The sequence below is a fragment of the Photobacterium sp. GB-72 genome, assembly GCF_003026095.1.
Lineage (GTDB): Bacteria > Pseudomonadota > Gammaproteobacteria > Enterobacterales > Vibrionaceae > Photobacterium.
In genome coordinates, this window is record NZ_PYNV01000010.1 from 86,404 (window position 1) to 109,825 (window position 23,422).

General features: G+C 42.5%; 26 protein-coding genes. 10 read left to right on the top strand and 16 right to left on the bottom strand.

Going from position 1 to position 23,422, the window contains the following annotated elements; all coding sequences use genetic code 11:
- Nucleotides 1-11 precede the first annotated feature (11 nt).
- From C9J40_RS12610 to cysE, 4 genes are all read left to right on the top strand, one after another.
- On the top strand, nucleotides 12-452 hold the full coding sequence (locus C9J40_RS12610; protein ID WP_005371904.1) for a rhodanese-like domain-containing protein: 441 nt from the start codon (nucleotides 12-14) through the stop codon (nucleotides 450-452).
- A 123-nt stretch (nucleotides 453-575) separates the two neighbouring features.
- Nucleotides 576-1,037 carry a protein-export chaperone SecB gene (gene secB, locus C9J40_RS12615; protein WP_045083845.1) on the top strand — a complete coding sequence of 154 codons (462 nt, stop codon included), beginning with the start codon at nucleotides 576-578 and terminating at the stop codon, nucleotides 1,035-1,037.
- Between the two features lie 17 nt (nucleotides 1,038-1,054).
- The gene (gpsA, locus tag C9J40_RS12620; protein ID WP_107247077.1) at nucleotides 1,055-2,071 is read left to right on the top strand and encodes an NAD(P)H-dependent glycerol-3-phosphate dehydrogenase; all 1,017 of its coding nucleotides are present in this window, start codon (nucleotides 1,055-1,057) and stop codon (nucleotides 2,069-2,071) included.
- A gap of 150 nt (nucleotides 2,072-2,221) precedes the next feature.
- Nucleotides 2,222-3,043 (top strand): serine O-acetyltransferase, encoded by an 822-nt coding sequence (gene cysE / locus C9J40_RS12625; protein WP_107207466.1) that lies wholly within the window; start codon nucleotides 2,222-2,224, stop codon nucleotides 3,041-3,043.
- Between the two features lie 69 nt (nucleotides 3,044-3,112).
- Here the strand turns inward: cysE and C9J40_RS12630 are convergent, their stop codons facing one another.
- The gene (locus C9J40_RS12630) at nucleotides 3,113-3,577 is read right to left on the bottom strand and encodes a tRNA (cytidine(34)-2'-O)-methyltransferase (protein WP_107247079.1); all 465 of its coding nucleotides are present in this window, start codon (nucleotides 3,575-3,577) and stop codon (nucleotides 3,113-3,115) included.
- 96 nt (nucleotides 3,578-3,673) lie between these two features.
- Here C9J40_RS12630 and C9J40_RS22390 point away from each other — a divergent pair, with 96 nt between their 5' ends.
- The gene (locus C9J40_RS22390) at nucleotides 3,674-3,763 is read left to right on the top strand and encodes a diguanylate cyclase domain-containing protein (protein ID WP_107247081.1); all 90 of its coding nucleotides are present in this window, start codon (nucleotides 3,674-3,676) and stop codon (nucleotides 3,761-3,763) included.
- An 80-nt stretch (nucleotides 3,764-3,843) separates the two neighbouring features.
- Here C9J40_RS22390 and cpxA read toward each other — a convergent pair whose 3' ends face one another.
- A complete protein-coding gene (cpxA, locus tag C9J40_RS12640; RefSeq protein WP_107247083.1) occupies nucleotides 3,844-5,223 on the bottom strand; it encodes an envelope stress sensor histidine kinase CpxA in 1,380 nt (459 codons plus the stop codon).
- Nucleotides 5,223-5,915, bottom strand: coding sequence for a response regulator (locus C9J40_RS12645; RefSeq protein ID WP_107247084.1), 693 nt, complete (start codon nucleotides 5,913-5,915; stop codon nucleotides 5,223-5,225). Before C9J40_RS12645 ends, cpxA begins: the two co-directional genes overlap by 1 nt.
- A 199-nt stretch (nucleotides 5,916-6,114) precedes the next feature.
- Here C9J40_RS12645 and C9J40_RS12650 point away from each other — a divergent pair, with 199 nt between their 5' ends.
- Together C9J40_RS12650 and pfkA are read left to right on the top strand one after the other, a co-directional pair.
- Nucleotides 6,115-6,582: a Spy/CpxP family protein refolding chaperone gene (locus C9J40_RS12650; protein WP_105061129.1), complete on the top strand. Its 468-nt coding sequence runs from the start codon at nucleotides 6,115-6,117 to the stop codon at nucleotides 6,580-6,582.
- Between the two features lie 470 nt (nucleotides 6,583-7,052).
- Nucleotides 7,053-8,015 (top strand): 6-phosphofructokinase, encoded by a 963-nt coding sequence (gene pfkA, locus C9J40_RS12655; protein WP_107247086.1) that lies wholly within the window; start codon nucleotides 7,053-7,055, stop codon nucleotides 8,013-8,015.
- 146 nt (nucleotides 8,016-8,161) lie between these two features.
- Here pfkA and tpiA read toward each other — a convergent pair whose 3' ends face one another.
- From tpiA to glpX, 5 genes are all read right to left on the bottom strand, one after another.
- Nucleotides 8,162-8,932 carry a triose-phosphate isomerase gene (tpiA, locus tag C9J40_RS12660; RefSeq protein WP_105061127.1) on the bottom strand — a complete coding sequence of 257 codons (771 nt, stop codon included), beginning with the start codon at nucleotides 8,930-8,932 and terminating at the stop codon, nucleotides 8,162-8,164.
- Nucleotides 8,933-9,116: 184 nt separating this feature from the next.
- Entirely contained in the window at nucleotides 9,117-9,557 is a 441-nt protein-coding gene (locus tag C9J40_RS12665) for a DUF3135 domain-containing protein (protein WP_233217672.1), read from the bottom strand.
- Between the two features lie 38 nt (nucleotides 9,558-9,595).
- Complete coding sequence (locus tag C9J40_RS12670) at nucleotides 9,596-10,339, bottom strand: ferredoxin--NADP reductase (RefSeq protein ID WP_107247088.1); 744 nt, start codon at nucleotides 10,337-10,339, stop codon at nucleotides 9,596-9,598.
- 15 nt (nucleotides 10,340-10,354) lie between these two features.
- On the bottom strand, nucleotides 10,355-10,969 hold the full coding sequence (locus tag C9J40_RS12675) for a metalloregulator ArsR/SmtB family transcription factor (protein ID WP_107207474.1): 615 nt from the start codon (nucleotides 10,967-10,969) through the stop codon (nucleotides 10,355-10,357).
- A gap of 161 nt (nucleotides 10,970-11,130) precedes the next feature.
- A complete protein-coding gene (glpX, locus tag C9J40_RS12680) occupies nucleotides 11,131-12,138 on the bottom strand; it encodes a class II fructose-bisphosphatase (RefSeq protein ID WP_107247089.1) in 1,008 nt (335 codons plus the stop codon).
- A 609-nt stretch (nucleotides 12,139-12,747) separates the two neighbouring features.
- Between glpX and zapB the strand changes: the two genes are divergently transcribed.
- Nucleotides 12,748-12,990: a cell division protein ZapB gene (gene zapB / locus C9J40_RS12685; RefSeq protein WP_107207476.1), complete on the top strand. Its 243-nt coding sequence runs from the start codon at nucleotides 12,748-12,750 to the stop codon at nucleotides 12,988-12,990.
- Between the two features lie 100 nt (nucleotides 12,991-13,090).
- Here the strand turns inward: zapB and rraA are convergent, their stop codons facing one another.
- The 7 genes from rraA to priA all read right to left on the bottom strand — a co-directional run bounded on the left by rraA (nucleotide 13,091) and on the right by priA (nucleotide 21,094).
- Nucleotides 13,091-13,576: a ribonuclease E activity regulator RraA gene (gene rraA, locus C9J40_RS12690; protein WP_107207477.1), complete on the bottom strand. Its 486-nt coding sequence runs from the start codon at nucleotides 13,574-13,576 to the stop codon at nucleotides 13,091-13,093.
- A 120-nt stretch (nucleotides 13,577-13,696) separates the two neighbouring features.
- Complete coding sequence (locus C9J40_RS12695; protein WP_107207478.1) at nucleotides 13,697-14,605, bottom strand: 1,4-dihydroxy-2-naphthoate polyprenyltransferase; 909 nt, start codon at nucleotides 14,603-14,605, stop codon at nucleotides 13,697-13,699.
- A 134-nt stretch (nucleotides 14,606-14,739) separates the two neighbouring features.
- On the bottom strand, nucleotides 14,740-16,071 hold the full coding sequence (hslU, locus tag C9J40_RS12700; protein WP_107207479.1) for an HslU--HslV peptidase ATPase subunit: 1,332 nt from the start codon (nucleotides 16,069-16,071) through the stop codon (nucleotides 14,740-14,742).
- 10 nt (nucleotides 16,072-16,081) lie between these two features.
- On the bottom strand, nucleotides 16,082-16,609 hold the full coding sequence (hslV, locus tag C9J40_RS12705) for an ATP-dependent protease subunit HslV (RefSeq protein WP_005371875.1): 528 nt from the start codon (nucleotides 16,607-16,609) through the stop codon (nucleotides 16,082-16,084).
- Between the two features lie 182 nt (nucleotides 16,610-16,791).
- Entirely contained in the window at nucleotides 16,792-17,526 is a 735-nt protein-coding gene (locus C9J40_RS12710; RefSeq protein WP_107247091.1) for an SPOR domain-containing protein, read from the bottom strand.
- A gap of 159 nt (nucleotides 17,527-17,685) precedes the next feature.
- Nucleotides 17,686-18,708 carry a DNA-binding transcriptional regulator CytR gene (cytR, locus tag C9J40_RS12715; protein WP_289844205.1) on the bottom strand — a complete coding sequence of 341 codons (1,023 nt, stop codon included), beginning with the start codon at nucleotides 18,706-18,708 and terminating at the stop codon, nucleotides 17,686-17,688.
- A 184-nt stretch (nucleotides 18,709-18,892) separates the two neighbouring features.
- On the bottom strand, nucleotides 18,893-21,094 hold the full coding sequence (priA, locus tag C9J40_RS12720) for a primosomal protein N' (RefSeq protein WP_107247093.1): 2,202 nt from the start codon (nucleotides 21,092-21,094) through the stop codon (nucleotides 18,893-18,895).
- A 266-nt stretch (nucleotides 21,095-21,360) separates the two neighbouring features.
- Here priA and rpmE point away from each other — a divergent pair, with 266 nt between their 5' ends.
- Nucleotides 21,361-21,573 (top strand): 50S ribosomal protein L31, encoded by a 213-nt coding sequence (rpmE, locus tag C9J40_RS12725; protein WP_105061118.1) that lies wholly within the window; start codon nucleotides 21,361-21,363, stop codon nucleotides 21,571-21,573.
- 197 nt (nucleotides 21,574-21,770) lie between these two features.
- Nucleotides 21,771-23,018 (top strand): malic enzyme-like NAD(P)-binding protein, encoded by a 1,248-nt coding sequence (locus C9J40_RS12730; RefSeq protein ID WP_107247094.1) that lies wholly within the window; start codon nucleotides 21,771-21,773, stop codon nucleotides 23,016-23,018.
- Nucleotides 23,019-23,096: 78 nt separating this feature from the next.
- On the opposite strand, the gene metJ is transcribed toward C9J40_RS12730, so the two are convergent.
- Complete coding sequence (gene metJ, locus C9J40_RS12735; protein ID WP_005371859.1) at nucleotides 23,097-23,414, bottom strand: met regulon transcriptional regulator MetJ; 318 nt, start codon at nucleotides 23,412-23,414, stop codon at nucleotides 23,097-23,099.
- Between the last annotated feature and the right edge of the window lie 8 nt (nucleotides 23,415-23,422).

Here is a 23,422-nt window from a genome sequence, read left to right on the forward strand (position 1 = left end):
GAGCGAAGCAAATGCAACAATATATTGAATTTTTAACCAGTAACCCTATTTTATCTCTAGTTTGGATCGGTTTAGTTGTGGCTATCATCGGTTCTATGGTCAAAGAGAAAACTGCAACGTATAAAACTATTGGTATTAACGATGCAACAGTTTTAGTCAATCGTGAAGAAGGAGTGTTTGTTGATATTCGCTCTCGTGACGAATACCGTAAGGGTCATATTGCAGGCTCACTTCACGCTTTACCAAGCCAAATTAAAGAACAAAACATTACAGAGCTTGAAAAACATAAAACAGCCCCAATCATTGTGGTATGTAAGACAGGTCAAACCGCTCAAACAACCGCAAATGATTTGAGTAAAGCGGGTTTTACCAATGTTAATGTACTAAAAGACGGTCTGATTGCTTGGAACGAAGCAAACCTGCCGTTAGTAAAAAGCAAAGGTAAAAAATAACGCATTGTTTGATGTGCGGTACGCGTAGTCATACCGCTGTCTATTTATTCAATACAGCCTGTGGTTAGCACTGTGCTGGCGCATTAAGTCTCGTAATAGCGAGCATCAAAAAGGACTCAGGAAATGGCTGAAGCAGCAAATACAGAAGCACAACAAAACTTTCAAATTCAACGTATCTTCCTAAAAGACGTTTCTTTTGAAGCGCCTAATTCACCTGATATGTTCCAAAAAGAATGGAACCCAGATGTGAAATTGGATCTTGATACTCAAAGCCGCGAACTAGCTGAAGGTGTGTATGAAGTTGTACTTCGTCTGACTGTTACAGTTAAGAATGAAGAAGAGAATGCATTCCTTTGTGAAGTTCAGCAGGGTGGTATCTTCTCTGTTGCAGGTATGGAAGCACCACAACTAGCGCATTGCCTAGGTGCATTCTGCCCGAACATCCTATTCCCGTACGCGCGTGAAACAATTTCAAGCTTAGTCGTTAAGGGTACATTCCCACAATTGAACCTAGCACCAGTAAACTTTGATGCATTGTTCATGAACTACTTACAAAACCAAGCAGAAGCAAACGCTGAAGCTTAATAAGCAAAGTAACAATTATGACTAAGAACGCAAATAATACGATTTCAATGGCAGTATTAGGTGCTGGCTCTTACGGCACAGCACTTGCTATTGCGTTATCCAGAAATGGTGCCAATGTTATTTTATGGGGCCATGACCCAGAACATATTGCACAATTGGAAATTGATCGTGCCAATGAAGCGTTTCTTCCTGGTGTGCACTTTCCTGAATCGTTAATTGTAACGTCAAACTTACAAGATGCTGTTGAAGGTAGCCGCGATTTACTTGTTGTTGTACCAAGTCATGTATTTGGTCAAGTATTATCACAAGTAAAACCTTTCTTACGCTCAGATTCACGTGTCTGTTGGGCGACCAAAGGGTTAGAACCAGAAACTGGACGCCTGTTAAAAGATGTCGCAGTCGATGCTTTAGGTAATGATATTCCACTTGCAGTGTTATCAGGCCCTACCTTTGCCCAAGAACTGGCTGCGGGTTTACCGACGGCTATTTCTGTTGCATCACCGGATGCGGAGTTTGTTGCTGATCTTCAAGAAAAGATTCATTGTGATAAAACCTTTAGAGTTTATAGCAATAATGATTTTACGGGGATGCAACTAGGCGGCGCGGTAAAAAATGTGATTGCGATTGGTGCAGGTATGTCTGACGGTATTGGCTTTGGTGCCAATGCACGTACAGCGTTGATCACCCGCGGTCTTGCGGAAATGTGTCGTCTTGGCGCGGCATTAGGTGCACAGCCTGAAACCTTTATGGGGATGGCTGGATTGGGTGACTTAGTACTCACATGTACCGATAACCAATCCCGTAACCGTCGTTTTGGTTTAGCACTAGGTGCAGGTAAAAGTGTAGAGCAAGCACAGCAGGAAATTGGTCAAGTTGTTGAAGGTTATCGTAATACCAAAGAGGTTTGGCAACTAGCGAAACGTTATGGTGTTGAGATGCCGATCTCTGAGCAAATTTATCAAGTACTTTATCAAGGTAAAGATGCTCGTGAGGCTGCTAAAGAATTACTCGCACGCGAGAAAAAATATGAATAACAGTAAGATATAAAGCTAACAACCTTATTATCTTCTGTTTCAACAACGCGAGCCTTGGCTCGCGTTGTTTTTTTTTGCAATCAGGTTAAAGTAATACCTGACTAATTAAGTATAGTTATAAGAAGAATAGATAAGTAAGCAGAGGATGACGTGAAGCAATGTCAACAACACCAGCTTTGGCCAGCGATCAAGCAGGAAGCACGAGAGCAGTCAGAGCATGAACCAATGCTTGCGAGTTTTTATCATGCCACGATTATTAAGCATGATGATCTTGCTGCTGCATTGAGTTATATACTTGCCAATAAATTGGCGACACCATCGATGCCAGCGATGGCTGTTCGTGAGGTCATCGAAGAAGCGTATGCTAGCGATTGTTCGATAGTTGAATCGGCAGCACGTGATATTTGTGCTGTTGTTGAACGTGATCCTGCTATTGAGATGTATTCTATTCCATTACTTTATCTTAAAGGTTGTCACGCTCTTCAAGGATATCGTGTGGCTAACTGGTTGTGGAAACAAGATCGAAAAGCCTTAGCGGTTTATCTACAAAACCAAATCTCGGTAGCTTGCCAAGTCGATGTGCATCCTGCGGCAAAAATCGGTCAAGGGATCATGTTTGATCACGCGACCGGTATTGTGATTGGTGAAACCGCTGTCATTGAAAATGATGTTTCAATTCTTCAGGACGTCACATTAGGTGGTACGGGGAAAGAGAGTGGCGATCGTCACCCGAAGATCCGTGAAGGGGTGATGATAGGTGCTGGCGCTAAAGTGTTAGGCAATATCGAAGTCGGTGAAGGGGCGAAAATAGGCTCTTGTTCGGTAGTGTTAAATTCTGTACCTCCCCATACCACTGTCGCTGGTATTCCTGCCAAAGTGGTTGGGCGACCAAATTCTGATAAACCATCGATGGATATGGATCAGCAATTTAATGGTAACTCGCAAACGTTTATTGAAGGTGATGGTATTTAGCCATCGTTATGTTCAATAAAAGACATATTGAATGTGAAAAAAGGCGATCATTGATCGCCTTTTTCTGTTTTATACCGCGCCGTTAAAATCCATTTGTCGCCATGCTTCAAACGCAATAATCGCAACTGCATTGGAAAGGTTTAAGCTGCGGCTATCGGGTTGCATTGGAATACGTAAGCGTTGCTCAAGGGGCTGGCTGGCAATAAATTCAGCCGGTAGGCCACGAGTTTCTGGGCCAAAAAGTAACACATCACCTTGCTTAAATTTCGCATTAGTATGGAAATTAGTGGTTTTGGTGGTGCAGGCAAAAATACGACGTCCTTCCATTGCTTGCATGAAAGCAGCAAAATCTTTATGACGATGGACATGCGCTAAATCATGATAATCCAAACCAGCACGGCGTACTTTTTTCTCGTCTAAATCAAATCCTAATGGTTCAATCAGATGCAAGTTAGCACCACAGTTCGCACTGAGGCGAATAATGTTACCCGTATTGGGGGCAATTTCAGGTTCATATAACGCAATATCAAACATAATTTATCGCTTTATTAGCAGCTAAAGATAACACATTGTGACAAGCTCAGTATAAACAAGCAAATGGCCTGAGCATAAAGATTATTTCCACTAAGAGTGTGTCTGTTTTTAGCTTTGTATATTGATCTGGACGATTTTAAGTCAATCAATGATCAATATGGTCATGCCAATGGAGATAGAGTATGAAAGCCTCGTTACTTTAATGACATGCAACGTTTTCGGCTCAAAAGTGTCGCTGGTTTATCAAGAGTATCTCTTTAATGGTGTTAACAGGCCAGAGGCAGAGTAATAGTAATATTCAATCCGCCAAGGGAGCTATTATTCGCTTTAATTGTTCCTCTATGTTGTCGAATCGCACTTTCTGTAATAGCTAAACCAAGCCCAGTGCCTCCGCTGTCACGATCTCGTGCGGTGGAGACGCGGTAAAAGGGCCGGAAGATATCATCTAATTCCGCCTCAGGCACACCGTCACCATTGTCATCAATCGTGATGGTGAGCAGGTACTGTTGAACCGTAAACTGTATTTCAATGACGTCATTGCCGTATTTAATCGCGTTACGTATTACGTTCTCTAGTGCGCTGATCAATAGGTTAGGATTGCCATTAATCGGCCAATCTTGCAGCGCGTTATAACGTAAAGTTTTATGGCATTGTTCAGCTTCAAAGCGAGCATCTTCAAGCATCTCATACCATAGTGTTTGGCTATCAAGCCTTTCATTTTGTTGATGGCTATCGACTTGCATTCTAGATAATTCAAGTAATTCGCCAATCATGGTTTCTAATCGTTCAGCCTCAGTATCAACGCGGGTTAGCTCACGGCTTTCCCCTTGTTTGCGTTGAGCTAATGCGGTAGCCATCCGTAAACGAGTGAGTGGTGAGCGTAACTCATGCGAAATATCTGACAGTAAACGTTGCTGTCCACTGATCATGGTATTTAATGCCCCTACCATTTGGTTAAAGCTTGCGCCAGCTTGTTTAAATTCTCGTGGTCCGGTTTCTAAATTTGGATCGGCGGTAAACTCACCTTGTGCGACACGCTCTGCGGCTTGTTGTAAACGTCTTGCTGGGCGTGTGACTGCCCAAGCGAGCCAGAGTAAAAAGGGTGTGCTGACTAGCATTGTCACGAGTAGGAGCTTAAATGGCTTATCCAAAATTTGAATGATAAAAGGGGAAGGGCCACGCCATACTTGGCCGCTATACATATAAATATCACCCTTCGGTGTATTGATCGTAAAGGGGCCAGCCATCATCCAGCGACCATATAAACGTTGCTTAGGGGCACTTGGGTTATCAGCAATAGTAATAAAGTTACGCAATGCTTTAGTGTGTTTTTGTGGTGAGATAATGTCGCCATCAAGAGTCGTAAAATAAATCTGGATATCATGATTATTTTTACGTTTTGTTAAGCGTTTGAGTTTTTGTTCTAGCTGCAATCTTTTAACGGTTTCGTTTCGTGGGGTGTTGAGCTTTTGGTTAATATTTTCTGCGGTATATTCTAGGCGTTTAAGGTGAGGCTCTGGGATCGCTTGCCCTGTTCGAGGATCGAGTTGAAATAATAAAACGATTGTCACGACGACAACAAAAAGGGTAAACCAGAAAATGGCAAAAATACGGCCATAAAGGCTAGTGAGCCCCGGAAATTTCATTATGCTTCCTCAACTAATAAGTAACCTTTACCGCGTAAGGTTTTAATCCTTGGCTTACCATCTAAGCGCTCTGGCAACTTTTTACGAATATTGGATACATGCATATCAATGGCGCGATCAAAACGAGCTAAACGTTTACCGAGTACATCTAGGCTTAAGGATTCTTTGGCAATAATCTGACCTGGGCGTTGAATAAAATAGCTTAATAAAGCGAGCTCTGTGCCCGTCATTTCGATTGGAATTTCCTGACAAAGCACCTCTTGTCGTCCGGGATAAATCGTAATGTCTTGATAGGTGAGTAGGTCTGATTTTTCAGTGGTTTTTTCATTCGTGGTTTGAGTACGGCGCAATACTGCGCGTATACGCGCTAACAACTCTCGGTCGCTAAAAGGTTTAGGCAGGTAATCATCAGCGCCGAGTTCAAGACCAAGCACACGATCAATTTCATCACCTTTAGCGGTTAACATCATCACAGGTGTTGAATGGGACTCTCGTAAGCGACGTAGCATTTCAGTGCCGTTCATTACTGGCATCATGACATCAAGTAAAATCAGATCGATACTGCTATCTACCTTTTCTAATCCTTGCTGGCCATTATTGGCTTCAATCACATCAAAGCCTTCTAGCTCTAGAATATCTTTTAATAATGCTGTGAGCTCAATGTCGTCATCGACAAGTAAAATTTTCGCCATGGTCAAACCTATGCAAAGATAAAGAGAGTGATGAAGTCTTGAGCCTAGTATCGCTAATGTCAGCGTGAACGCCAAGTTTCGTTATCATTGATTTACGTAGCTTTACGTTTACTCGACAACGCTTTACTTGTGATCCGTTATTATGATTACCAAGCACAATGGCACAGGTTGCCGCACCCAAATAGTTGGAGATACAAGCATGAAAATGTTCAAAAAAACAATGATGATGGCGATTGCAGTACCAATGGTATTAGGTTCGATGTCAGTAATGGCAGCTCCGAACTCACATGGTATGAAAGGGCATCATGGTGAGCGTGGCCTGTTTAAACAGCTAGAGTTGACTGATACACAAAAAGCCGAAATGAAAACCTTACGAGAGAAAGATCGTGAAGCGATGAAAGCGGAGCGACAGGCTAATCGCACTGAAATGCAAACAGATCACAAAGCACTCGATAAATTAGTACTGGCAGATAATTTTGATGAGCAAGCGGTACGTCAATTGGTCGATCGTATGTCAGAGAAACAAGCCGAGCACCGTGTTGAGCGATTAAAACAGCGCCATCAAATGTTGAATATTTTGACCCCAGAGCAAAAAGCAAAATATGTGGAATTAAAGCAACAGCATGCCGAAAAGCGATTTATGAAACTTGAGAAAAAAACACACTGAGTGTTTGGGTAATAAAGACAAAAAAAGAAAGCCATAACTTCTGTTGTGGCTTTTTTTTGATTTTTTACTCAGGAGTTAGAGCCCTCATAAAAAAATCACCTCGATGATCGTATTTTCTCGTAGGTTTTGTTATTAATTGTCATCATAAAACGGCTATACTGCGTGATATTGAACACACCATAGGCATATGGATCATCAAGTACACGAAAAATCGGGCTGATTATGTAGCAACGTCAGCTTAAAACGAAAGAGATAAGGTTAATTTTTGTGTAAAAAGAAGCTTGATTGAATCCCGACCTTGCGTGATATGAATCAACTAAATATTTTTGCAAACTTGTAATACTCCTACGTAAGTAGAAAAGTTTCAGTTTTTACACGCACAGCACGGGTGTTGCTGTGATATCGAGCAGGGGAACCTCGGTATAATCGTGTCGGATTTGATTTTCAATTCCCAAAGTCAGAGGGTAACCATGATTAAGAAGATTGGTGTTTTGACCAGTGGTGGTGACGCACCTGGTATGAATGCAGCAGTTCGCGGCGTAGTTCGAGCAGCGTTAACTGAAGGTCTAGAAGTGTACGGTATTTATGATGGCTACCAAGGTCTTTATAACAACTGTATCGAAAAGCTAGATCGTAAAAGTGTATCTGATGTGATCAACAAAGGCGGTACATTCCTAGGCTCTGCGCGTTTTCCTGAATTCCGAGAAGTGGAAGTGCGTGAAAAAGCGATTGAGAACCTAAAACTGCATGGCATTGATGCATTAGTAGTTATTGGTGGTGACGGTTCATACATGGGCGCGAAGAAGTTAACTGAGATGGGTTACCCATGTATCGGTCTTCCTGGCACTATCGATAATGACGTTGCAGGTACTGATTACACTATCGGTTACATGACAGCAATGAATACGGTTATCGATGCAATTGACCGTTTACGTGATACATCCTCTTCACACCAACGTATCTCTATTGTAGAAGTGATGGGTCGTCATTGTGGTGACTTAACCCTAATGTCTGCGATTGCTGGTGGTTGTGAGTACATCATCACACCTGAAACTGGTCTAGATAAAGAAAAATTACTAACGCATATCCGTGAAGGTATTGCTAAAGGTAAAAAACACGCAATTATTGCTATCACAGAGCTAATGACTGATGTTAATGAACTGGCTAAGTTCATTGAAGCAGAAACAGGTCGTGAAACTCGCGCAACAGTATTGGGTCACATTCAGCGTGGTGGTCAACCAACAGCGTTTGACCGTGTACTTGCTTCTCGTATGGGCGCATACGCAGTTGATCTTCTTCAAAAAGGAGAAGGTGGTCGTTGTGTAGGTATTCAGTGTGAGCAACTTGTTCACCACGATATCATCGATGCAATTGAAAATATGCGTCGTCCTGTTCGTAACGATCTTTATGAGTTAGCTGAGAAGTTATTCTAAGAGATTTATCGAGCGGTAAGAGAGAAAGAAGGTCGATTATTATCGGCCTTTTTTATTACCTTGAAATCGGTAAAGAGCAGTTTTTTTGGCGGTAAAAACAAAAAGGCCACCCGTAGGTGACCTCTTAGGCTAATCAAAAAGAATGATTAGTTTTTCGCTTCAGCTGCTGCTTTAGCGATAGCTGCGAAGCTTTCAGCATCAAGTGCTGCGCCACCAACTAGAGCACCGTCGATGTCTGGTTGTGCGAAGTATGCAGCTGCGTTTTCTGGCTTAACAGAACCGCCGTATTGGATAACAACGTTCTTAGCGACTTCTTCACTCTTCTCAGCGATGTGAGCACGGATAGCAGCGTGGATGCGTTGTGCATCGTCAGCAGTTGCTGCTTTACCTGTACCGATAGCCCAGATTGGTTCGTAAGCGATGATTGCGCCGTTCAGTGCTTCAACACCTTGAGTGTTGATAACAGCGTCAAGTTGACGTGCACATACAGCTACTGTTTCGCCAGCTTCGTTTTGTGCTTCTGACTCACCAATACAAAGAACTGGCGTTAGGCCATTTTCTTTTAGGAATGCGAATTTTTGAGCAACAAACTCATCTGATTCGTTGTGGTATTCACGACGCTCAGAGTGACCGATGATGATATGGCTAGCACCGAATTCTTTAAGCATTGCAGGAGAGATATCACCTGTGAATGCGCCGTTGTTGTGTAGATCAACGTTTTGAGAACCAAGGATGATTTTGCTGTTTGCTTTGCTTAGTAGCTGCTCAGCTAGATCCAAGTACATTACTGGTGGAGCGATGGCTACATCAACACCTTCAACACCGTTAAGTGCTGCATCAAGACCTTTGATAAGGCCAGAGACCATTTCCTTGCTACCGTTTAGCTTCCAGTTACCCATAACCACAGGATGGCGCATAGCTTTTCTCCAAATTTAAATGATGTAATTAACTTAACTTGATGTAGTAAAAATATACCAAGAATGGTTCATTTTTACTGTCCAAAATCATTAATGAGCTCGGTTGTACCTTTTTCAAGGTAAAAAGTGAACTCATAATTTCAAAATATTTCAAAATATAGTTAATTTCTTGCAGGAAACTGCGTTAGAAAGAGTTTTTCTCTGTGTTTTCGGATTGTTTGGGATGAGATGAAATCGGCGTGATCTCAGCATTTTCTTGGTTATAGGGGTGTTGGAGGGTTTCGGCAAAGCGAACTAATTGGCGCTGTAACTCATTTCGTAACAACATGGTGGTGTGAAGTGGGTTTTTTCCACGACTAATAATCAGATCGATATGACTTTGTTGTGCTTTTAGGCGTGGTTGCATGCTGTCATGTGCTTGGTTTATTGCGTCTTCTATTAATTGTTGACGTAGTTGTTCGAATTGTTCTGGATCTTCTTTTGCCATTTTTGCCATATCATCAAAATTGGGTAGCGTATCCATCGTCAACTCCATCCGTACAACTACCTTTAGTATATGAAAAGATAACGGGTATGGCGTCTTAGAGGTGAGATTAGTAGGAGATAAAGTGACAACTTTATGCATATATCTCCTATTTGATACAACTAAGCGGGTGTTAATAACTACCAGTAATGCTCCATAGTTATCTGTCCCGGTTTTCGACGTAAATTTTTAGCAAATCCTCGCGCTTCTAGCACACTTTTAGTCTCTTTTACCATTTCAGGGTTACCACACAACATAATTTGGCTTTGCTCTGGATGTAATGTTAGCCCGACATGGCGCTCTAGTTGTCCATCTGCAAGGGCTTGAGTGATCCTTCCTGTCAGGCAAAGAGGAGACGGTTCTCGGCTGACAAAAGGCTGGACGATAAGTTGATCGCCATATTGCTGCTTTAATTGTGTGATTTCTGCTTGATAACTTAAATCTGCGGCAAAACGAACCGCATGAACTAAGACGATTTTTCTAAACCGATGCCAGACATCGCCTTGCTGCAAAATAGACAGGTAAGGACCGATAGCCGTTCCTGTTGCAAGTAGCCAAAGGTGATCGCCTTGTGGAACCTCATCAAGAGTAAAAAAGCCATTGGCGCGTGCAGAGATCAAGACTGTATCGCCTTCTTCTAATTGGTGGAGTCGTGGTGACAATAACCCGTCTTGAACCCTTGTGGCGTAAATATCGATGGTTGGCTGCTGGGGAGGGTTAACAAAAGAATAGGCGCGTTGAACCATTTGGCCATCAATCTCTAAGCCGAGCTTGGTAAATTGCCCTGCTTTAAAAGGCTCGATGTTTGCCGCTAATGACAAACTGAATAAATTATTATTCCAGTGGCGGTTTGCAATAACTTGAGCAGGAATCCAATCAGCCATTATGGCCTCCTAATTCTATGATGTTATTCGATAAGTGCAGCGCCTTTGACCTGAAATGATATGTTCTTCACGTTCAATACGGATGTTTTCTCCAAGAAGGCGTTTAAATACCGTAAGTTCCGAGAGACATAGCGCAGGACAATGTTGTGCTGCTCGACAAATAGGGCAGTGATTTTCAACTAAGGTATACCCATCGTGCGTTGTTATAAGCTCTGCCATATACCCATCTTGTGTACGTAATTGAGCGAGGTGTTCGAGCTTTTCTTTGAGTGTTTCGCACGTTTGTAATGTTTGTTGATACTGTTCGTAAGTCTGCTGTTCGCGTTTTGCGATAACTTGCTCAAGCCCTGATGTTCCGAACAGATCTTCAACTGACTCTAACATGTGTACGGCTAAATCATGATGACGATCAGTAAAACGACGATGTCCTTGCTCTGTTAATTGCCAATGACGGGTAGGACGTCCGACTTTGACTTTGACATCGTTAAAATCAACCAGCCCTTCATCTTCTAAGCTTTGTAAGTGCTGACGAATTCCCATGGTAGTAACGGAGAACTTTTCAGCCAATACTTTTGCCGTGACAGGACCTTCATTTTTTAAGTGATAGAGGATTTTCTCGATGGTTTTCATAGCTACCTATATATTCATTTCTCTAGGTATTATGGGATCAGCTCATTAAATAAAGCAATCTCTTTACCATTCTAACGGGTTGCGTTGATTTTGCTTCTTAGGAGTGAGAGGTGGGAAAAAAAGCGTACCGAAGTACGCTTTATTACATGTGAATATCGTAATTAGATGATGTGCGATTTTACAATGTCATCTTTACGATCAAGGTAATGGGTCGACTTAATACGACGAATAGTACGGCATTGACCACGGATCAATAAGGTTTCCGTTGTCGCTATATTACCTTGACGATGAATGCCTTCTAGTAAGTCACCTTTGGTTATACCTGTTCCTGCAAAAATCACGTTATCGCTTTTTGCCATATCTTCAATACGCAATAATGTGTTGGTTTTAATACCCATTTCGTGGCAACGACGAATTTCAATTTCACCGAGTTCGCGGTTTTCTACGGTATCCCCTTTGACCTCATGACGAGGAAGTAAACGCGCCTGCATGTCACCGCCTAATGCACGGATCGCGGCGGCGGAAACAACACCTTCTGGCGCACCACCGATACAGTACATCACGTCGACTTCACTATCTGGCATGCAAGTTAGAATAGACGCCGCCACATCGCCATCAGGCACGGCAAAGACACGAATACCGATTGCTTGCATTTGCTTAATCGTTTCATCGTGGCGAGGCTTGGCAAGGGTGATCACCACTAAATCTTGCAATGATTTACCCAGAGCATTAGCAATAGCCGTCAAGTTATCAACAAGTGGCTTCTCAAGATCAATCACGCCTTTTGCTGCAGGGCCAACCACCAGTTTTTCCATGTACATATCAGGCGCCTTTAGAAAGCTTCCTTTTTCACCCGCGGCTAATACAGCGAGGGCATTATTTTGTCCCATCGCTGTCATGCGTGTTCCTTCAATGGGATCGACTGCAATATCAACAGCATCGCCACCGCAACCCACCTTTTCACCGATGTAGAGCATTGGCGCTTCATCAATTTCGCCTTCACCAATTACGATTTCGCCATTGATTTCAGTTTGATTAAGTAGAATACGCATCACTTCTACCGCAGCATTATCAGCAGCATTTTTATCGCCACGACCAAGCCATTTATGGCCTGCTAGTGCCGCCCCTTCTGTAACCCGTGAGAATGCCATTGCTAAATCGCGTTTCATGATAACTCCAGATATATAAAATCGATTAGATAAATAAACTGAGTCGATTTTAACATAAGGGATGGTGAAACGATTGCGCAAAATAAAGGGCAGTATTGCAATGTTCATAACCCGTATTAATCGCTGTGTATAAATTCTGGTTTTGATGACAAGCCACTATTATATCCTGCATGTGGTCATGCTAATGATTAGCGTTATTTTTAGTGACAGAATATCAATGAATGAATCGTGACAAAAAAGCAATATTGGTGGTATTGGGTCTAAACACTGTGTACAAATTAGGATATAAATAAGAAAGCGTAAGTTAGGTGACAGTTAAGCTTATTCGTTGATGTTTTTTTGACAGGGAAGAGAGCAAATAAAGCTGAGATTCGATTAAAAATGAACTTCGCGCTGTATTTGGTTGTCTCAGTGGGCGAATATTTTATCCACTTTGCAAAAATTATATCAGACTTGTGTGATTTTCATCCGTTTGCCCAAAAGCATTAGAATTGTGGATGTCAGATAGTCGCTGCCTCGTTAGAATAGAGGTGAATGTGAATTTAACTCGCGCGTAGGTGATTGGCTTAATGACTAAGCCAACATACGGGCTAAGATCAGGTAAACAATATGTCTCTAGAAATGTTAGAACAACTAGAAGCCAAAGTTCAGATGGCAATTGATACAATTTCTATTCTACAAATGGAAATTGATGAATTAAAAGAGCAAAACTCTCAACTTTCGATGGAAGCGCAAGAACTACGCTCTGGTCGTGAAAGTCTAAATGAAGAAAATGAAAAACTACGTCAAGATCATAATGCATGGCAGGAGCGCGTACGCAACCTACTAGGCAAAATGGAACACGTAGAATAATACTGATTTCAGTTTATCTGTTTCGGTTTTCGGCTTGGTATGTTGTTTTCAGGAACGACAGCATACCGGGCCGTAATTTTATTGATTGCTCGCAGTATGTCTAATCGATATCAAGAGGCTCAGGTGATAAAATAACCCCAGTGTTATCAGCATAGATATGATCTTCTGGTAAGAAGGTCACCCCACCAAAATTGACTGCAACGTCAACCTCACCGATATCACGTTGATCAGCGCCCACTGGGATTGAGGCAAGCGCCTGAATACCAAGATCTAATTCATCTAGCTCATCAACATGGCGAACACAGCCATAAATAATCAGCCCTTCCCATTGATTTTCTTGCGCTAAATGAGCTAAATCGATATCAATTAATGCACGTCGTAGTGAACCACCACCGTCAATTAATAACACTCGCCCTACGCCTGATTGTTCTAAGACTTGGCGAATAACACCGTTATCTTCAAAACATTTTATGGTGGTTATTTGACCGCCAAAAGAGCTGCGTCCACCGTAAGAGCTGAACATAGGCTCAACAACATCAACGTGTTCGAGATAGATATCACACAGTTCAGAGGTATTGTATTCCATAAGTGGACTTCTTATTTAGCGAAAGAAAAGAAAGGAAATCAATAAGGCTTATAACGAGGAGATACTCATCGTAAGCCTTGTTGAAATTATAACCAGTTGATCTGTCATTGCAATTCGCAATTATGACAAGATGATCCCAAGAGCAAACAATAAATTCGTCAGTAAAGCACATTTGACCATGGTTGCCATCATTGGGCGGAGTTCTTCACCATTTTTAGAATGATAAACAGCACGACCATGTTTAAATAGTAGTGGCACACTCAATAAAAATAGCCATCCGAATAGCGATTTTGTTTCAAATAGAGAAAAAAGCGTTAAACATACAACACTGGCTGCTAATAAGAAGAGGTGGTATTTACGACCCCATTCAGGTCCCATTCGTACGACCAAAGTTTGCTTACCATAAGCTCGGTCGTTATCAATATCACGTAGGTTATTAATATTAAGAACGCCCACTGCGAGCAAACCACAGGCCGTTGCCGGTAACATTATCACTGAATCAATGTTGCCAGCTTGTAGGTAGTAAGTGCCTGCAACACCCAACCAGCCAAAAAAGATTAATACTGATAAATCACCTAAGCCACGGTAACCGTAGGGCTTATTACCCACGGTATAGGCAATAGAAGCAACAATAGCTAGCGCGCCGAGTAGTATAAAGCCAATGATGTCATGGGGATTATGACAGGCAAAAAATATCAATGATAAGCCACTGATTGCTGTCAGAATAATGTTGACAAACATGGCAGTACGCATGGCTTTCGGGGTTACTAATCCTGATTGAATCGCACGTTGAGGTCCTAAACGATCATCATTATCGGTGCCTTTGACAGCGTCACCATAATCATTAGCAAGGTTAGAAAGAATTTGCAGCAAAAGGGCGGTTAATAAAGCGAGCGCTGCAATTAAAGCAGAAAAACTTCCATGCCATCCTGCCACTGCACTACCGCATACAATTGATGCGATGGCTAGTGGCAAGGTTTTCGGTCTTGCTGCATCTAACCAAATAGCAAGTGATGAAGATGATTTCATAATCTAGGTACTTAAATAATGAGGGAATAGCTATTATGGCGAAAATTTGGATTGGCGCAAATTTATCCCATTAATAGTTGCTAAAATGAAAAAAACGGTGCGCAAGGCACCGTTATTTCTGAAAGGCAATGTTATTACAGGATAAAACGGCTTAAATCTTCATCTTGTACGAATTCACCAAGACGCTCGCTAACATATGCGGCATCAATCGTGAATTTCTCACCAGACTTTTCGCTTGCATCATAGGAAATTTCTTCCATTAGACGCTCCATAACGGTATGCAGACGACGAGCACCGATATTCTCAGTACGCTCATTCACTTGCCATGCCGCATCCGCTAGGCTGTCGATACCGTCAGCCGTGAATTCGATTTCAACTGATTCTGTTGCCATTAATGCTTTGTATTGCTCTGTTAGCGATGCATTTGGCTCCGTCAGAATTCGTTTAAAGTCGTGACTTGTTAGCGCTTCAAGCTCAACGCGAATAGGTAAACGACCTTGCAATTCAGGGATCAAATCTGATGGCTTAGCCACTTGGAAAGCGCCTGATGCAACAAACAGGATGTGGTCTGTTTTAACCATACCGTGTTTGGTTGATACTGTGCTGCCTTCGACTAATGGGAGTAAGTCGCGCTGCACACCTTCACGAGAAACATCAGGACCGGAAGACTCGCCACGCTTACAAATTTTATCGATTTCATCGATGAACACGATACCATTGTTTTCAACCGAATGAATGGCTTGTTCTTTAAGCTCTTCTTGGTTGACTAACTTCGCCGCTTCTTCTTCGGTTGCAGCTTTTAGCGCGTCTTTGATTTTCATCTTGCGCTTTTTAGTGGTATTGCCAGCAAGGTTTTGGAACATGCCCTGTAGCTGGTTGGTCATTTCTTCCATACCAGGAGGCGCCATGATCTCTACACCCATCTGAGGTGCTGCAATGTCCATTTCAATTTCTTTATCGTCAAGCTTGCCTTCACGTAATTTTTTACGGAAAGATTGACGAGTCGACGACTCTGCAGGGGCTTCTTCATTTTGACCCCAAGCATCACGCGCTGGTGGTAGAAGGGCATCTAAAATACGCTCTTCTGCTAATTCTTCAGCACGGAAACGGACTTTCTCAGTCGCCTGTTGATGTGTCATTTTTACTGCTACATCAGTTAGATCGCGAATGATTGTTTCGACTTCTTTACCAACATAACCCACCTCGGTGAATTTTGTTGCTTCTACTTTAATGAAAGGCGCGTTAGCTAGTTTCGCTAAGCGGCGTGCAATCTCGGTTTTACCCACCCCAGTTGGGCCGATCATTAAAATATTTTTTGGCGTTACTTCAACACGCAACTCTTCAGGAAGTTGCATACGACGCCAGCGGTTACGTAGTGCAATCGCAACTGCTCGTTTCGCTTTGTCTTGACCGATAATATGGCGATTAAGTTCATGAACGATTTCGCGAGGAGTCATTTCAGACATTACAACTTCCTTACTTAGTTTCTAATTCTTCAATGGTGTGATTGTGGTTAGTGAACACACAAATATCACCAGCAATATTCAGGGCTTTCTCTGCAATTTCTCGCGCACCTAAATCGGTATTTTCTAGCAATGCTGTGGCTGCGGCTTGGGCGAAATTACCGCCAGAGCCAATCGCAATTAAGTCGTGCTCTGGTTGTACAACATCACCATTACCGGTGATGATGAGTGAGCCAGTTTCATCGGCAACGGCCAATAAGGCTTCAAGCTTACGCAGAGCGCGATCAGTACGCCAATCTTTGGCAAGTTCTACGGCCGATTTTAGAAGGTGGCCTTGGTGCATCTCAAGCTTACGCTCAAAACGCTCAAATAGAGTGAATGCATCAGCGGTACCGCCAGCAAAACCTGCCAGTACTTTATTGTTATATAGACGGCGAACTTTACGTGCGTTGCCTTTCATTACTGTGTTACCAAGTGATACTTGGCCGTCACCAGCAATGACGACTTTACCGTTTCGACGTACAGATACAATAGTTGTCACGGGGTTAACCTCTCTGGTTCTGCTCCGGCATAGCCGGTAACGTTAATGTGAAAAGATCTGGGGATGAAAGAAAGGCTTTTCAAGTATGAACTGTCAATTGGTCGCTATTATTACGTTTATCTAACATAAAAAAAGGACGTACATAGGTACGTCCTTCTGATTATTTGGCTAACCTTGGAGAGTTATTGCCAATGCCAAATACCACACGGTGAAACACCGCCATTTTGTAGTTTAGCTTTATCTTTTTCAGCACTGCTTTTTTGTGAGTAAGGGCCTAATACGACACGGTACCAGGTTCCTTTTGCATCACTGCTAATTTTAAGTTGGCTATTCATGCCTTGGAATGCAATTTTTGCTTTACGTTCATCGGCTTGTGATTTATTACGGTAAGCCCCACACTGCAATACAAAGCGCACACTTGATGTCGCCTCGGACTGATTTTTGGCTGGACTTGGTTTTGTGTCTACAGTAACCACAGGCTTAGCAGTTTGAGCGTTCTCTTTCGGTTTAGGTGTGTCTGTTTTTTTAGCTGCAGTTTCTGTTTCCACTGGCTGCATACGTTGGTTTTTCAAGTCGTCTGGCACGATGACTTTTTTATTTTCTAATTCTTGAATGTAACGCCATTTCTCTTCAGGTTTTGGCGGTAGAACTTCTTTATTAGCGGTTTTTTTTACCTCATTAGTGGGTTGAGGTTTTGCACTAATTAAAGGTTCATCTTTATGTGCTGGTTTTTCAGGAACATCAGTACCAGATAAGAAGAATAAACCAGTAATAAGTCCAAATACTAAAACAATAGCGGTGACCGCCCACTTGATTGGAAATCCACTAGAGGCGGGGGCTTTTTTTCGACTCGGACTGCTTTTTTTATTTGCCGGTTTCGGCGAGCGTCCGCGTTTTACATAATCTTTAGTAGCCACGATGATAGACAAATATGTTGAGAGAAGGAAAGAACTCTATGTTACAAAGTTGGAATGATACTGACTAGTTTTTATCACTATTAATGTGTGGGTTAAGGTCAATAGTATGTAAAAACTGTGAACTTATGATTATTTCATAAGCTCACAGTCTTTTTATGACTATCGAGATGGTGGGGCTGCACTTTCACGGATCACCAGTTTCGCATCAAGTAAGCGAGATCCTGCTTGTACTTCCTTGCCTTTAAGTAGTTCAAGTAACATCAACATTGCTTGACGACCAATCTCATAGCGTGGTTGAGAAACGGTGGTTAATGGTGGATCACAATATTCAGCAAATTGAATATCATCAAAGCCAACAATCGAAATATCTTGAGGAACACGAAGACCAAGACGTTTTGCCTGCTGCATTGCGCCAATCGCCATCACATCAGAATGACAGAACAGTGCGGTTGGTGGCTCAGGTAACGACAACAATGCGGTAACTGCGCGTGCGCCAGCAGCAAAGCTAAAATCACCCTTCACCGTATAGGCTGGGTTTAATGTAATCCCACCACGACGCAGTGCTTGTTGATAGCCCTGATTTCGGAACTGGGATAATGGCGCTTGGTCGGGGCCGGTAATTTGCGCAATACGCTTATGACCCATTTGTGTTAGATAATTAACTGCTTCAAATGCCGCGGTGAGATTATCAATATGGATGGTCGGCAACTCTAACTCGGGTGCGTACTCACAAGCCATCACTAAGGGGGGTAGGTTCTTCTGTTCTGGTTTACTGACATCAAAAGGTAAGTCTGTACCCAGTAATAACATACCATCAGCTTGTTTAGTAAAGACTAAATTAACAAATGAGTTTTCACGCTTTTTCTGTTGACCACTGTCGCCCAGCAATACAAGGTAACCGTACTCCATTGCAGCTTCTTCGATACCACGAATAATCTCTGTGAAGTAAGGATCACAAATATCAGGGACGATAGTTACGATCGTTTTTGACTCATTGCGACGTAAATTACGGGCAAGTGAGTTAGGTGAGTAGCCAGCTTCCATGACAGCCTGCTCAACTTTTTTACGAGTTGAAGCCGATACTTTTTCCGGGTTCATTAGCGCACGGGAAACCGTTGCAGTCGAAACTCCGGCTAGCTGGGCAACATCCTTCATTGTCGCCATATTGCTTTCCTCTTTTATCTAAATCTCTCTTATTGTGCGGCTGGTAGCTCGAGGTCAAAAGGACTGAGACGGAAACCAGCGAAGCAGTAAATGACTGATATTAGTCAATACTATTGATATTGTAGAGCGTATACACGGGATTAAACATGCCTCAAATAGCATAAATTACATTCACTATGTGAGTTTTGTCGCATTGTTGGTCTTAAGTTAAATCTTGTGGCTCTACATCAATCGACCAACGTACTTTTTTTGCTAACGGCAGTAATTGAATTGCAGGCTTGGCAACACTGAGTATCTGTTGCAAGGTTTTGCGATTAGGGGTTTGTAAAATTAATTGCCAACGATAACGTCCAGCACGACGGGCAAGAGGAGCGGGGTTTGGCCCTAATACACAGCAATCTTGATCATAAACGGGGCTGGATTCAAAAATGCCACGGATTTGCTGTAATAGTTGGCAAACAGTATCACTGTCATTCGCTTCCGCCCGTATTAAGACAAGGTGAGTATAGGGCGGTAACATAGCTTGCTGGCGTTCAACTAATGCGGTTTGTGAGAAAACGCCATAGCCTTTATGAAGCAATGATTGTAATAGTTGATGCTCTGGGTGATGAGTTTGCAATAACACTTCGCCCGGTTTACTCGCACGTCCTGCGCGTCCTGCAACTTGAATAAACAATTGTGCTAAACGTTCGGATGCGCGGAAATCGTTACTAAACAGTGCGCTATCAACATCAATTAAGGCGACTAAAGTGACATTTGGAAAATGGTGGCCTTTTGCTAGCATTTGAGTACCAATTAAAATTTGATACTCATTGTTTTTAATCGCTTCGAGATAGTTTTCTAAAGCCCCCTTGCGACGCGTGCTATCGCGATCAATGCGCACCGTCTTAAATTCAGGAAATAGGGTGGCGAGTTGATTTTCTAATTGCTCTGTACCGACACCGACGGGCAATAATTGCGTCGAACCACATTGCTCACATTGCGGCATGATAGGACGCTGAGTTGCACAATGGTGACAACGCAGTTCTCCAGATTGCTGGTGTAAGGTGTAATAAGCATCACAACGATGGCATTCAGCGATCCAACCACATTCATGGCACATCATCGCAGGTGAAAAACCACGACGATTAAGAAATAACATCACCTGATTACCCGCATTTAAGTGTTTACGCATCTCAGCGATAAGTGGTGCAGATAACCCAGCATCAAGATATAAACCTTTAACATCAATCACACCATGACGCGCCAATTGAGCGTTACCCGCACGTTTAGTTAAGGTTAAATGATGGTATTTGCCTGTTTTAGCGTTATGCAAGGTTTCTAATGCTGGTGTTGCAGAGCCTAAAATAATCGGAATGTTTTCTTTATTGGCGCGCATAACGGCAAGATCGCGAGCATGATAACGTAAGCTATCTTGTTGTTTATAAGATGCGTCATGCTCTTCATCGACAATGATGATGCCAAGGTTTGCAAAGGGGGTGAATAATGCAGATCGCGTCCCGATGATGATCCCCGCTTGATTATCTCGACCTGCAAGCCATGCAGCCATACGCTCGCTGTCGTTTAGCCCTGAGTGAACCGTTTCTAAAGGCACATTAAAACGACGGCGAAAGCGGTTAATCGTCTGAGGGGTTAAGCCAATCTCAGGTACTAAGATGAGTGCTTGTTTACCTGCGGCAAGCACCGGCTCTAGCAAGTTAAGATATACTTCTGTTTTGCCTGAGCCCGTTACCCCTTCTAAAAGATAACAGCCAAACTCAGGGTTACTATTCACGGTCGCAATTGCTAACGCTTGTTCTTCATTTAAACGTGGTTTTTCTTCAGTAACAGAAAACTGTTTCTGCCAGTTTTGGCTTTTGGGTTGTTGCTGTTGTTCAATGATCCAGCCTTTATTCGCTAACGTTTTTAAGGTCGTAGAGCTCACTTCTTCGCTCAATAGTGCATCATGACTGACAGCTCCGTTTTGTAGTAGACGCAGTATTTTGGCTTGTTTGGGCGCGCGGGTTAGGCCATTTAGCGGTTGTGATTTTCCCGCTTCTGTTAATGCCCAAAATTTCAGGGTGGTTTGTGAGGCTTCACGTCCTTTTCGCAATAATGCCGGCATTGCATTAGCCAGCGTATCGCCAAGTGGGTACTGATAATACTGACTAGCCCATTTGAGCAAATCAAATAATGGCGGCATCCACAGTGGTGCTTTATCAATGACTTTTTGAATAGCTTTTAGTTGTTCGATAGGAAACTCAGAGCTATTTGTCAGTGCGGTAACGATACCTATTAAACGTTGACGCCCGAAAGGAACCTGCACACGCCCGCCGACAATAGGTAGGTCGTTGGGTTTGATTAAATAATCAAAGGTTTTATCTAAGGGAATAGGGAGAGCGACTCGAGCGATATTCGGGATCATAATTTACTGCAGTCATTGAGCTTGTGTTGAATAATACCAGACCAAGTGATACTCGATAAGTGCTGTTAAGTCTGATAGGTGAAGAACGCGGTGTGGTACAAAGAAATTACGCGTGAAAAATCGGCATCTGTATTGATCTCCGCGGGATGATTGATTACTATACGCCGCCTGATTTGTCACATAATGTGACAAGCTATTTTTTAACGACGTGTGGTGCCCGGCTTTGGATCGGGAGAGCGACACGGCCTTTATTTTGAGGTTATCCCATGAAACAAGGTATTCATCCTGAGTACAAAGCAGTAAACGCACGTTGTTCTTGTGGCAACACTTTCGTATTTAACTCTACTATGGGTAAAGACATCAACCTTGATGTATGCGACAAGTGCCACCCATTCTACACTGGTAAACAACGTCAAGTTAGCTCTGGCGGCCGTGTTGACAAATTCAACAAGCGTTTCGGTGCGCTTACTAGCAAGTAATTACTTGCCAGATGAATTTAGAAAAAAGGGATGCGAAAGCATCCTTTTTTTATGTCTCAATAAAATATGTGAAGAATAACTGTTAGCTATCAGCTGGGAAATTAATACTTAATGGCATATGATTTAATAACAAATACGAATTACACATAGATGTAATTTGCCATTATAAATGTCAGCGTTGAGGCTCAAATATCACTATGACCGAAGATTTTCGTCAACAAGCTCTAGATTACCATTCCCTTCCTACTCCTGGAAAAATAGCCGTTGCACTGACAAAGCCAGCAAATACGGTTGAAGATCTTGCTTTAGCGTATAGCCCAGGTGTTGCTGAGCCCGTAAGGGAAATCGCTCAAGATCCTGATAACGTTTACAAATATACCGCAAAAGGGAATATAGTTGCGGTGATCACCAATGGCACCGCTATTTTAGGTCTTGGTAATTTAGGCCCGTTAGCTTCTAAGCCTGTTATGGAAGGGAAATCATTACTTTTTAAGCGCTTTGCAGGTATTGATTCGATTGATATTGAAGTCAAACATCGCACTATTGATGAGTTCGTTGATACTGTCGCAAATATTGCCGATACTTTTGGTGGTATTAATTTAGAAGATATTAAAGCGCCAGATTGTTTTGAGATCGAACAGCGCTTAATTGAGCGTTGTAATGTTCCGGTGTTTCACGATGATCAGCATGGTACGGCGATTGTCACAGCTGCAGGTATGATCAATGCCTTAGAGCTACAAGGTAAAGAAATTAGTGAAGCGGTGATTGTTTGTTTGGGAGCGGGAGCTGCTGCTGTTGCGTGTATGGAGCTCTTGATCAAATGTGGCGCGCAACGTGAAAAAATTTACATGCTCGATCGTAAAGGCGTTATTCATACTCGCCGTGATGATATAAATGAATATAAGCAGCTATTTGCTAACAATACCGATAAGCGCACATTAGAAGATGTGATTGCGGGAGCCGATATTTTCGTTGGTGTATCAGGCCCTGATTTATTACCACCTGAAGCGCTAGCACTAATGGCTGAAAACCCTATTGTATTTGCTTGCTCTAACCCTGATCCTGAAATAAAGCCTGAATTAGCTCATCAAGTTAGAGATGATTTAATTATGGGAACGGGACGATCTGATTATCCTAACCAAGTAAATAACGTTCTATGTTTCCCGTTTATTTTCCGCGGTGCATTGGATGTGCGTGCAAGTCAAATTAATGATGAAATGAAATTAGCAGCCGTTCATGCAATTAGAGAGTTAGCGAAAGAGCCAGTACCACAAAGTGTGCTTGAGGCTGCGGGTGTATCACAGCTTGAATTTGGCCGAGAATATATTATTCCAAAACCGATGGATCCACGTTTATTACCGCGTGTCGCAAAAGCAGTTGCACAAGCAGCCATTGATTCAGGTGTCGCGCGTATTGAGATGCCAATGGGATATATGGAAGTGTAATCGCGCTATTCTATTGATGACAAAAAAATAAAAACCAGCTGTTAGGCTGGTTTTTTTGTAGACATAGTACTGCAATAATTATTCATTAATGTCTTCGTAGCTAATGCCCATTGCGTCCATTAATGCTTTTGCTTCTGCAGGTAGATCGTCTGGGCGATCTTTACGAATGTCATCATCAGTGGGAAGCGGTTGACCTGTGTAGGCATGCAGAAAGGCTTCACAAAGTAATTCACTATTTGTTGCGTGGCGAAGGTTATTCACCTGACGACGAGTACGTTCATCAGTCAGAATCTTAAGCACCTTTAATGGAATCGAAACAGTAATTTTTTTTACTTGTTCGTTTTTCTTACCGTGTTCCGCGTAAGGGCTAATATATTCGCCATTCCACTTTGCCATGTTTTACC

Coding starts and splice junctions, on each gene's coding strand:
- C9J40_RS12610 (WP_005371904.1), top strand. CDS start 12: ATGCAACAATATATTGAATTTTTAACCAGTAACCCTATTTTATCTCTA.
- secB (WP_045083845.1), top strand. CDS start 576: ATGGCTGAAGCAGCAAATACAGAAGCACAACAAAACTTTCAAATTCAA.
- gpsA (WP_107247077.1), top strand. CDS start 1,055: ATGACTAAGAACGCAAATAATACGATTTCAATGGCAGTATTAGGTGCT.
- C9J40_RS12630 (WP_107247079.1), bottom strand. CDS start 3,577: ATGTTTGATATTGCGTTATATGAACCTGAAATTGCCCCCAATACGGGT.
- cpxA (WP_107247083.1), bottom strand. CDS start 5,223: ATGAAATTTCCGGGGCTCACTAGCCTTTATGGCCGTATTTTTGCCATT.
- C9J40_RS12645 (WP_107247084.1), bottom strand. CDS start 5,915: ATGGCGAAAATTTTACTTGTCGATGACGACATTGAGCTCACAGCATTA.
- C9J40_RS12650 (WP_105061129.1), top strand. CDS start 6,115: ATGAAAATGTTCAAAAAAACAATGATGATGGCGATTGCAGTACCAATG.
- pfkA (WP_107247086.1), top strand. CDS start 7,053: ATGATTAAGAAGATTGGTGTTTTGACCAGTGGTGGTGACGCACCTGGT.
- tpiA (WP_105061127.1), bottom strand. CDS start 8,932: ATGCGCCATCCTGTGGTTATGGGTAACTGGAAGCTAAACGGTAGCAAG.
- C9J40_RS12665 (WP_233217672.1), bottom strand. CDS start 9,557: ATGCATAAAGTTGTCACTTTATCTCCTACTAATCTCACCTCTAAGACG.
- C9J40_RS12670 (WP_107247088.1), bottom strand. CDS start 10,339: ATGGCTGATTGGATTCCTGCTCAAGTTATTGCAAACCGCCACTGGAAT.
- C9J40_RS12675 (WP_107207474.1), bottom strand. CDS start 10,969: ATGAAAACCATCGAGAAAATCCTCTATCACTTAAAAAATGAAGGTCCT.
- glpX (WP_107247089.1), bottom strand. CDS start 12,138: ATGAAACGCGATTTAGCAATGGCATTCTCACGGGTTACAGAAGGGGCG.
- zapB (WP_107207476.1), top strand. CDS start 12,748: ATGTCTCTAGAAATGTTAGAACAACTAGAAGCCAAAGTTCAGATGGCA.
- rraA (WP_107207477.1), bottom strand. CDS start 13,576: ATGGAATACAATACCTCTGAACTGTGTGATATCTATCTCGAACACGTT.
- C9J40_RS12695 (WP_107207478.1), bottom strand. CDS start 14,605: ATGAAATCATCTTCATCACTTGCTATTTGGTTAGATGCAGCAAGACCG.
- hslU (WP_107207479.1), bottom strand. CDS start 16,071: ATGTCTGAAATGACTCCTCGCGAAATCGTTCATGAACTTAATCGCCAT.
- priA (WP_107247093.1), bottom strand. CDS start 21,094: ATGATCCCGAATATCGCTCGAGTCGCTCTCCCTATTCCCTTAGATAAA.
- rpmE (WP_105061118.1), top strand. CDS start 21,361: ATGAAACAAGGTATTCATCCTGAGTACAAAGCAGTAAACGCACGTTGT.
- C9J40_RS12730 (WP_107247094.1), top strand. CDS start 21,771: ATGACCGAAGATTTTCGTCAACAAGCTCTAGATTACCATTCCCTTCCT.
- metJ (WP_005371859.1), bottom strand. CDS start 23,414: ATGGCAAAGTGGAATGGCGAATATATTAGCCCTTACGCGGAACACGGT.